Here is an 8,482-nt window from a genome sequence, read left to right as displayed (position 1 = left end):
TCAGCCGCGCAGCGCCTGCGTCAGCACGCGATCGAGGGCCGAGGCGAACTGCTGGCGGTCGCGCTCGCCGTACGGGGCGCTGCGCGACTGCGCGAGCCCGGCGCTGCGCATGCCGTCCATGAAGTCGCGCAGCGACAGCGCCTCGCCGATGTTGGCCGGCGTGTAGAGCGTGCCGCGCGGGTTGATCGCATGCACGGCCTTCGCGACCAGCCGCGCCGCGAGCGGAATGTCGGCGGTGACGACCACGTCGCCGGCCCCGGCCGCTTCCACCAGCCAGTCGTCGGCGGCATCGAAGCCGGCGGCGACCGTCACCACCCGCGCCCGCGCGAGCTTCGGGCGCGGCAGCGGCTGATTGGCGACCAGCAGCAGTTCGAGTTCGAGCCGCCGCGCGGCGCGCACGCAGATCTCGCGCACCGGCACCGGACAGGCATCGGCGTCGATCATCAGCTTCGGCAGCGGCTTCATGTTGTTCATGTTGCCGCCAGCAGCGCATGCAGGCGCGGCCAGTCGAAGGCCGGCCCCGGATCGGTCTTGCGGCCCGGCGCGATGTCGCAGTGACCGGCGAGCGCATCGGCGCCGATCTGCGGACAGGCGCGGCGCAGCGCCGGGATCAGCGCTGCCAGCGTCGTGTACTGGGCATCGGTGTACGGCGTCGTGTCGCTGCCTTCGAGCTCGATGCCGATCGAGAAATCATTGCAGCGCGTGCGCCCGCGCCACTGCGAGGCCCCGGCGTGCCAGGCGCGTTCGCCGCAGGGCACGTACTGCACGAGTGCGCCGTCGCGCCGGATCAGGAAATGCGCCGACACCCGCAGCGCCGCGATGTCGCGGAAATACGGGTGGGCATCGGCCGGCAGCGTGTTCGTGAACAGCGCATCGATCCACGGTCCGCCGAACTCGTCCGGTGGCAGCGAGATGCCGTGAATGACGATCAGCTCGACCGGCATTGCCTCCGGGCGCGCATCGTGATTCGGCGAAGGACAGCGGCGCGCGGCCGCACACCAGCCATCGGCCCCGATGCGCAGGCTTTCCGCCGTCATGCCCTCGCCACCGCCGCCGGCAGCGCATCGAGCCGCGCCGCAGTCCCCCGGAGCCGCGCCAGCACCGGTCCGAGCCGGGCCGGTTCGCCGCTGGTGAAGAAGGCTTCGCTACCCGGTCGCGGCCCCGGCGCCAGCCGGCCTTCGGCCGTCAGCACGGCACGCGTGTGCCGCGCGACCGCCGCGCCGGTATCGATCAGCGCCACGCCGGGACCGGCGACCTCGGCAATCAGCGGTTTCAGGAACGGGTAATGCGTGCAGCCGAGGATCAGCGTGTCGGCGCCCTGCGCGAGCAGCGGCTCGACGTGACGGGCGACCGCCGCGCGCGCGGCCGGACCGCTGCAGTCGCCGCGCTCGACCAGATCGACCCAGCCCGGGCAGGGCTCGGTCAGCACGCGCACGTCGCGCCCGAAGCGCGCCAGCAGCGCCGCGAACTTCGCGCTCGCCAGCGTGCCGGTGGTCGCGAGCACGCCGACCGTGCCGCTGCGCGTCGCCGCCGCCGCCGGCTTCACGGCCGGCTCCATGCCGACCACCGGCACCGGGCAGCCGGCGCGCAGCTCGCGCACGGCCGCGGCGGTCGCGGTGTTGCAGGCGACGACCAGCAGCTTCGCGCGCCGTTCGAGCAGGAAGCCGGCGATCGCGAGCGTGCGGGCGCGGATGAAGGCGTCGGACTTCTCGCCGTACGGGACGTGGCCGGAATCGGCGACGTACAGGAAATCCTCATGCGGCAGCTGCGCGCGCAGCTCGCGCAGCACCGACAGGCCGCCGAGGCCGGAATCGAACACGCCGACCGGCGCGGCTGCCTCGCCGGTGCCCGGCGGCGGCAGCGCCCCGGGCGCAAGTGTCGTGCCGTCCAGAATGCTCAGCCTTCGCGGTGATAGGCGACGATGCGCTCGACTTCGTGCTTCGAACCGACGATGACCGGCACGCGCTGGTGCAGGCCGACCGGCTGCAGGTCGAGCAGGCGCTCGCGACCGGTGCTCGCCGCACCGCCGGCCTGCTCGATCAGCATCGCCACCGGATTGGCCTCGTACATCAGCCGCAGCTTGCCGCCCTTCTTGGCGGTCTTGGCGTCGGCCGGGTACAGGAACACGCCGCCGCGGCAGAGCACGCGGTAGACATCGCCGACCATCGCCCCCATCCAGCGCATGTTGAAGTCGCGTCCGCGCGGGCCGTCCCTGCCGGCCAGACATTCGTCGATGTAGCGCTGCACCGGCGGCTCCCAGTGGCGCTGATTCGAGGCGTTGATCGCGAACTCGGCGCTGTCCTCGGGCACGCGCATCTCGGGATGCGTCAGCACGAACTCGCCGATCGTGTCATCGAGCGTGAAGCCGTTGACGCCGTAGCCGGTGGTCAGCACGAGGATCGTCTGCGGACCATAGACCGCCATGCCGGCGGCGACCTGCTGCGAGCCGGGCTGCAGGAAGTGCTCGGCGCTCGGCTCGGTGACGCCGTCCGGGCAGCGCAGCACCGAGAAGATCGTGCCGATGATGCCGTTCACGTCGGTGTTCGAGGAGCCGTCGAGCGGATCGAACAGCAGCAGGTAGCGGCCGCGCGGATACACGGCCGGCAGGTTGTAGACGTCGTCCATTTCCTCCGACGCCATCGCCGCCACGCGCCCGCCCCATTCGTTGCAGCGCAGGAAGGCTTCGTTGGCGAGCACGTCGAGCTTCTTCTGGTCCTCGCCCTGCACGTTCTCGGTGCCGGCGTGGCCGAGCACGCCGGCGAGCGATCCGCGGCTGACGGCGTTCGCGATCGCCTTGCAGGCGATGACGATATCGTTGATCAGCGAGGTGAAATCGCCGGTCGCATGGGCATGCCGGCGCTGCTCCTCGATGATGAACTGCGTGACGGTGGTTCCGACTTGCATGGGGGATTCCTTCGACACGGTGCCGCTGCCGGAAGAGTTCCGGTCCGGAGACCAGGAGCACGGTATGCGACGCGGGCACCCTGCCCCCGGGCCGACGGCGGGACTGAAAACTTTACCACAAGGTCTGCGCCCCGCCGCCCGGGACCACCGGGATGCGACACGGCCTGGAACCGGCGCCGGGACACGGACCGCCGGCATGGCCCGGATGCGCGATCGCCGGCCATCGTTGCGATTTTGTGCCGCTTCATTGCGCGAACGTCACGTTGTGCCGCAAACCGTGACTTCCCGCCGCCGGCGTTCTGTCCCACACTCGCCGCATGACCTCCGGCAGGGAGCCCGGAACTGCATCTGGCACGACCCCCCGTGCCCACCGCTGCCGCATCTGGTACCGCCGCCATGCCCCTCACTTCACGCAACCGACGCTCGATCCGCTCGCTCGGCATCCTGACCCTCGTGCTGTTCGTCGTCGCCCTGACCGTCTCGATCGGGCCGGCCTGGCTGATCAACCCGTACATCTACGACACGGCGCAGATCTCGTTCATGAGCATCCCGCTGTGGATCGCGACCGTCGGGCTGGCGCTGTGGGTCAACCAGATGACGCTGGACCGCCGCCGGCCGCTCGACCTGCTGACGCTGACGCTCGGGCGGGCGCCGCTGCTGGCGATTCCGATCGTGCTGGCACTGCTGCTGGTGCTGACGATCGCCGGCGTGCGGCTCTGAGGCTTCAGGCGTACTCGTCCGCCGCGTACACGTCGGGCATGAAGTTCTCGAAGCGCGTGTACTTGCCGAGGAAGGTCAGGCGCACCGAACCGATCGGACCGTTGCGCTGCTTGCCGATGATGATCTCGGCCGTGCCCTTGTCGGCACTGTCCGGGTGGTAGACCTCGTCGCGATAGATGAAGCAGATCAGGTCGGCATCCTGCTCGATCGCGCCCGATTCGCGCAGATCCGACATCACCGGCCGCTTGTTCGGCCGCTGCTCCAGCGAGCGGTTGAGCTGCGACAGCGCGATCACCGGCACGTGCAGCTCCTTGGCGAGCGCCTTCAGCGAGCGCGAGATTTCCGAGATCTCGGTCGCACGGTTCTCGGAGTTGCCCGGCACCTGCATCAGCTGCAGGTAATCGAGCATCACCAGCCCGAGCTGGCCGTGCTCGCGCGCCAGGCGCCGGCAGCGGGCGCGGACTTCGGTCGGGCTCAACGCCGCCGTGTCGTCGATGAACAGCTTGGCCTCGGCGAGCAGGCTGACGGCCGAGGTCAGCCGCGGCCAGTCCTCGTCCTCCAGCTTGCCGGTGCGGATGCGGTGCTGGTCGATGCGCCCGAGCGAGGACATCATGCGCAGCGCCAGGTGATCGGCCGGCATTTCCATCGAGAACACCGCGACCGGGCGGTTCTCCTTGATCGCCGCGTGCTCGACGATGTTCATCGCGAAGGTCGTCTTGCCCATCGACGGGCGCCCGGCCACGATGATCAGCTCGCCGGACTGCAGGCCGGCGGTCATGTCGTCGAATTCGTTCCAGCCGGTCGGTACGCCGGTGATCGGGTCGTCGCGCTCGAACAGCGTGTCGATGCGATCGACCGCCCTGGTCAGCAGATCCTTGATCGGCTGGAAGCCCTGGTTCTGGCGACTGCCCTGCTCGGCGATCGCGAACACCTCGCGCTCGGCCTCGTCGAGCAGCTCCTTGCTGCTGCGCCCCTCGGGCTGATAGGCGCGCCCGGCGATGTCGGTGCCGACGCGGATCAGCTGCCGGAGCACCGAACGCTCGCGCACGATGTCGGCATAGGCGCGGATGTTGGCCGCGCTCGGCGTGTCGCGCGCGAGCGTCGCGAGATACGGCAGGCCGCCGGCGTCGTCGAGCAGCGCACTGCGCTCCAGCCATTCGGCGAGCGTGACCACATCGAGCGGCGAGCCCTGCTCGGCGAGCGTGCGGATGGCGCGGAAGATCAGCCGGTGATCGCCGCGGTAGAAATCCTCCTCGACCACGCGATCGGCGACCGTGTCCCAGGCGGCGTTGTCGAGCATCAGGCCGCCGAGCACGGCCTGCTCGGCCTCCAGCGAATGCGGCGGCACACGCAGCGCCTCGGTGCCGGCATCGGCAACGGCGGCAGCATCGGACGGATACGGCAGGAACACTCGGCGCGACCTCGCAAGTCAGGCAGGCAGCGGATCGGCCCGGCGCAACCGGGCGGCCCGCGAATCTAGCACAGGCCTGTACCGGCGGTGCCGCAGACGACGAACGGCCCCGGCCACCGGCGTCACAGGACGTCGGCGGCCGGGGCCGCGCGCGGAGGGCCTGGACTTCGGCGACGACTGCGTCGGGGCCGGTCCTGCCCGGTGATTACTCGGCGATGATGTTGACGTGCAGCTTGAAGTTCACGTCGGTGTGCAGGTGCACGTCGACCTCGACCTCGCCGACGTGGCGGATCGGGCCTTCCGGCATGCGCACTTCGGACTTCTTCAGCTCGTAGCCGGCGTGGGTGACGACATCGGCGATGTCGGCCGGGCCGATCGAGCCGAACAGCCGGCCTTCGGCACCGGCCTTGGCGGCCATGGTCACCAGCAGGTCGGCGAGCTGGTCGCGGCGGGCCTGGGCCTTGGCGAGCATGTCGGCCGCAGCGGCCTCCAGCTCGGCCCGGCGGGCCTCGAAGCGGGCGACGTTGGTCGGCGTGGCCTCGGTGGCCTTGCCGCGCGGGATCAGGAAATTGCGGCCGTAACCGGACTTGACGGTGACGCGGTCACCGAGGTTGCCGAGGTTTTCGACCTTCGAGAGCAGGATGACTTCCATCGTCGGAACTCCGAATGCGTGGACAGTGCGTGAATGTACGGTTGGGCGGATCAGGCGATTCGTTCGGTACGGGCATTCATCCCGGGGGCGCGGCACGGGCGCGCAGGTTCATCCAGGTATCGATCAGTCCGAGCAGGCAGAGCAGCGCGACGGCCTGCGGCAGCAACAGCAGCAGCAGCACGTACACGAGCACCAGCGCCCACGGCGACCAGCCGCGCAGCAGCGCCAGCCCGTGCAGCACCGCGAGCCCCTGCAGCAGCCAGACCACCGCCAGCGGCAGCGCCAGACACTGCAGCCAGAGCGCGCCGCTCGCGAAGGCCGCCGCGCCGGTGACGATCGTCAGCAGCGCCAGCCCGCGTCCGAGGCGCAGGCCGTGGAACTCGCTGCGGAAACCGCCCGGGTTGTACAGCCGCGCCTGCCACCAGCGCCCGATCAGCAGCGCCACCAGCGCCGAGAACACGACGTTGGCTGCCAGCATCCCCGGCATCAGCGGCGCGACCCAGGCGATCAGCCGGTCGAGACCCTGCACCGCGTCGCTGCCGGCGCCGGCCTGCTCGAAGGCCGGCTTCAGCAACTCGGCGAGCCAGCCCTGCCACCAGCCGGCCGGATCGTCGAGCAGCGCATAAAAGCCGGTGACCACCAGCCAGCCGAGGCCGGCCGCGACCGCGAACGCCGCCGCGAGCGACACCGTCGCCCGCAGCACCGCCGCCAGTCCCCAGACCGGCAGCCAGAAGCCCGGCAGCACGCCGGCGAGCGGCCCCGGATGGCCGAACAGCAGCCAGCCGAGCACGAAAGCCGCGACGCTGGCGGCGCCGAGGATCAGCGCACCCTCGTACGGCCCGCGCCTGAGCGTCACCAGCGCCAGCGCCGCGCCCGAGAGCAGCAGCACCGGCGGCAGCAGCAGCGATACGAACATCGTCGCGACGACGATCAGCACGGCCGGCAGCCGTCCTGCCATCACCCGCGACGCGATACCTGTCATGAATGAACCCGCCCGCAGGCCGCGACCGCCCGGAACCGGATCAACCCGGTACCGGCGTTCGCAGCGCCGCTCAGTGACGGTCGGTGTAGGGCAGCAGCGCGAGGAAACGCGCGCGCTTGATCGCCGTGGCGAGCTGGCGCTGGTAGCGCGCCTTCGTGCCGGTGATGCGGCTCGGCACGATCTTGCCCGTCTCGGTGATGTAGTTCTTCAGCGTGCCGAGATCCTTGTAATCGATCTCGGTGACGCCTTCGGCGGTGAAGCGGCAGTACTTGCGGCGACGGAAGAAGCGGGACATGGCGGATTCGATCCTGGTGCGTGGAAGGCGGACGGCTTATTCGTCGTCGGAGGCGTCGACTTCGGCGGCGACGTCGTCGTGACGCGACTCGCGCTCCTCGCGGCCCTCGCGGGACTTGGCGAGCGGCGAAGCCTCGGTGTCCGGACCCGGACGGCTGATGATCAGGTTGCGCAGCACCGCATCATTGAAGCGGAACGCGCTCTCGATCTCGTCGAGCACGGCCTGGCTGCACTCGACGTTCATCAGCACATAGTGCGCCTTGTGCACCTTGTTGATCGGATAGGCCAGCTGGCGGCGGCCCCAGTCCTCGAGACGGTGGATCGCACCGCCGTCGGTCTCGATCATCGACCGGTAACGATCGATCATCGCCGGCACCTGCTCGCTCTGGTCCGGGTGGACCAGGAAAACGATTTCGTAGTGACGCATCGAAGCTCCTTACGGATGAAAAACAGCCGCCCGGCGGTCCGGTGCGGCAAGGAGTCGGCCCTGTCGGACCGGAAAAGCCGCGCAGTGTATGGAGTTGTCCGCGCCCGGGCAAGCCGCGGCGCCGGCTTTCAGCGCCGCGCGCGGCGCTGGCGCAGCGCCTCGAACAGGAACACGCCGGTCGCGACCGAGACGTTCAGGCTCTCGACCGTGCCGGTCATCGGGATGTGCGCCAGGTAGTCACATTCCTCGCGCGTCAGCCGGCGCAGGCCTTTTTCCTCGGCCCCGAGCACCAGCGCCACCGGCCCGGCGAGATCCATCGCATACAGATCGGCCTCGGCCTCGCCGGCGGCGCCGACCAGCCAGATGCCGCGCTGCTTCAGCTCGCGCAGCGTGCGCGCGAGGTTGGTGACCGGGATGAACGGCACGTGCTCGGCCGCGCCGCAGGCCACCTTGCGCACGGTCGGCGTCAGGCCGGCGGCGCGGTCGTTCGGGGCGAGCACCGCGTGCACGCCGGCGGCGTCGGCCGAGCGCAGGCAGGCGCCGAGGTTGTGCGGGTCCTGCACGCCGTCGAGCACCAGCAGCAGCGCCGGCCCCTCGATGGCATCGAGCAGCGCGTCGAGTTCGTCCTCGCGCCACTGGCGTTCAGCGGCCTTCATGCGCGCGAACACGCCCTGGTGGCGCTCGCCACCGCACTGGCGATCGAGCGCTTCGGCGTCCTCGGCGTAGACCCGCACGCCGGCGGCTTCGGCCAGCGCCAGCAGTTCCCTGATGCGCGCATCGCGCCGGCGCCGGTCCACCCACAGGCCGCGCAGCCGCTGCGGCTCGTGACGCAGCGCCGCACCGACCGCATGCAGGCCGTAGATCAGTTCCTCGCTCATGTCGGCAGGACTCCGGGCCGCGTGCCAACGGCACGCAGCGGTTCATCGTTCAGGGATCGGGTCCGGCTTCAGCGCCGGCGCTTGCGGTACGGACCGCCCGCGCCCCCGCGCGCCGGCGGCTTGCCGCCGTCATCCCGGGCGGCACGCGACGGGCGCAAGATCGATTTCATGCCGGCTTGCGCGGCGTCGGCGGCAGGCCGATGCCGACGCCGGC

At 70.5% G+C, this 8,482-nt stretch carries 11 protein-coding genes; 1 reads left to right on the top strand and 10 read right to left on the bottom strand.

Annotated features, from left to right (window positions below; all coding sequences use genetic code 11):
- The 4 genes from PKE44_RS11360 to PKE44_RS11345 form a co-directional block, all read right to left on the bottom strand.
- A complete protein-coding gene (locus PKE44_RS11360) occupies nt 1-465 on the bottom strand; it encodes a YaiI/YqxD family protein (protein ID WP_324551175.1) in 465 nt (154 codons plus the stop codon).
- A 5-nt stretch (nt 466-470) separates the two neighbouring features.
- On the bottom strand, nt 471-1,037 hold the full coding sequence (ampD, locus tag PKE44_RS11355; RefSeq protein ID WP_324551173.1) for a 1,6-anhydro-N-acetylmuramyl-L-alanine amidase AmpD: 567 nt from the start codon (nt 1,035-1,037) through the stop codon (nt 471-473).
- Nucleotides 1,034-1,819, bottom strand: a complete 786-nt coding sequence (gene murI / locus PKE44_RS11350) for a glutamate racemase (protein ID WP_324551171.1) — start codon at nt 1,817-1,819, stop codon at nt 1,034-1,036. Before murI ends, ampD begins: the two co-directional genes overlap by 4 nt.
- Nucleotides 1,820-1,896: 77 nt before the next feature.
- On the bottom strand, nt 1,897-2,904 hold the full coding sequence (locus tag PKE44_RS11345; protein ID WP_324551170.1) for a class 1 fructose-bisphosphatase: 1,008 nt from the start codon (nt 2,902-2,904) through the stop codon (nt 1,897-1,899).
- Nucleotides 2,905-3,300: 396 nt separating this feature from the next.
- On the opposite strand from PKE44_RS11345, the gene PKE44_RS11340 reads away from it, so the two are divergent.
- A complete protein-coding gene (locus tag PKE44_RS11340; RefSeq protein ID WP_324551167.1) occupies nt 3,301-3,624 on the top strand; it encodes a hypothetical protein in 324 nt (107 codons plus the stop codon).
- A gap of 4 nt (nt 3,625-3,628) precedes the next feature.
- On the opposite strand, the gene dnaB is transcribed toward PKE44_RS11340, so the two are convergent.
- The 6 genes from dnaB to rlmB all read right to left on the bottom strand — a co-directional run bounded on the left by dnaB (nt 3,629) and on the right by rlmB (nt 8,268).
- Nucleotides 3,629-5,035: a replicative DNA helicase gene (dnaB, locus tag PKE44_RS11335; protein ID WP_324551165.1), complete on the bottom strand. Its 1,407-nt coding sequence runs from the start codon at nt 5,033-5,035 to the stop codon at nt 3,629-3,631.
- A gap of 205 nt (nt 5,036-5,240) precedes the next feature.
- Nucleotides 5,241-5,687, bottom strand: coding sequence for a 50S ribosomal protein L9 (rplI, locus tag PKE44_RS11330; RefSeq protein WP_324551163.1), 447 nt, complete (start codon nt 5,685-5,687; stop codon nt 5,241-5,243).
- Nucleotides 5,688-5,763: 76 nt separating this feature from the next.
- Entirely contained in the window at nt 5,764-6,645 is an 882-nt protein-coding gene (locus tag PKE44_RS11325) for a DUF2232 domain-containing protein (protein WP_324551161.1), read from the bottom strand.
- Between the two features lie 94 nt (nt 6,646-6,739).
- Complete coding sequence (gene rpsR / locus PKE44_RS11320; protein ID WP_324551159.1) at nt 6,740-6,964, bottom strand: 30S ribosomal protein S18; 225 nt, start codon at nt 6,962-6,964, stop codon at nt 6,740-6,742.
- A 36-nt stretch (nt 6,965-7,000) separates the two neighbouring features.
- The gene (rpsF, locus tag PKE44_RS11315) at nt 7,001-7,390 is read right to left on the bottom strand and encodes a 30S ribosomal protein S6 (RefSeq protein WP_324551157.1); all 390 of its coding nucleotides are present in this window, start codon (nt 7,388-7,390) and stop codon (nt 7,001-7,003) included.
- A 128-nt stretch (nt 7,391-7,518) separates the two neighbouring features.
- A complete protein-coding gene (gene rlmB / locus PKE44_RS11310; RefSeq protein ID WP_324551155.1) occupies nt 7,519-8,268 on the bottom strand; it encodes a 23S rRNA (guanosine(2251)-2'-O)-methyltransferase RlmB in 750 nt (249 codons plus the stop codon).
- Nucleotides 8,269-8,482 lie beyond the last annotated feature (214 nt).

Source organism: Plasticicumulans sp. (assembly GCF_035331805.1).
In the GTDB taxonomy this organism is placed as follows: Bacteria; Pseudomonadota; Gammaproteobacteria; order Competibacterales; family Competibacteraceae; genus Plasticicumulans.
Note: the sequence above shows the minus strand (reverse complement) of the source record. Positions and strands in the feature narration are given on the sequence as shown.

What these genes read in the sequence shown, in the direction of transcription:
- rplI (WP_324551163.1), bottom strand. Translation starts at nt 5,687, where the DNA reads ATGGAAGTCATCCTGCTCTCGAAGGTCGAAAACCTCGGCAACCTCGGT.
- PKE44_RS11345 (WP_324551170.1), bottom strand. Translation starts at nt 2,904, where the DNA reads ATGCAAGTCGGAACCACCGTCACGCAGTTCATCATCGAGGAGCAGCGC.
- rpsF (WP_324551157.1), bottom strand. Translation starts at nt 7,390, where the DNA reads ATGCGTCACTACGAAATCGTTTTCCTGGTCCACCCGGACCAGAGCGAG.
- PKE44_RS11325 (WP_324551161.1), bottom strand. Translation starts at nt 6,645, where the DNA reads ATGGCAGGACGGCTGCCGGCCGTGCTGATCGTCGTCGCGACGATGTTC.
- rpsR (WP_324551159.1), bottom strand. Translation starts at nt 6,964, where the DNA reads ATGTCCCGCTTCTTCCGTCGCCGCAAGTACTGCCGCTTCACCGCCGAA.
- ampD (WP_324551173.1), bottom strand. Translation starts at nt 1,037, where the DNA reads ATGACGGCGGAAAGCCTGCGCATCGGGGCCGATGGCTGGTGTGCGGCC.
- PKE44_RS11360 (WP_324551175.1), bottom strand. Translation starts at nt 465, where the DNA reads ATGAAGCCGCTGCCGAAGCTGATGATCGACGCCGATGCCTGTCCGGTG.
- rlmB (WP_324551155.1), bottom strand. Translation starts at nt 8,268, where the DNA reads ATGAGCGAGGAACTGATCTACGGCCTGCATGCGGTCGGTGCGGCGCTG.
- PKE44_RS11340 (WP_324551167.1), top strand. Translation starts at nt 3,301, where the DNA reads ATGCCCCTCACTTCACGCAACCGACGCTCGATCCGCTCGCTCGGCATC.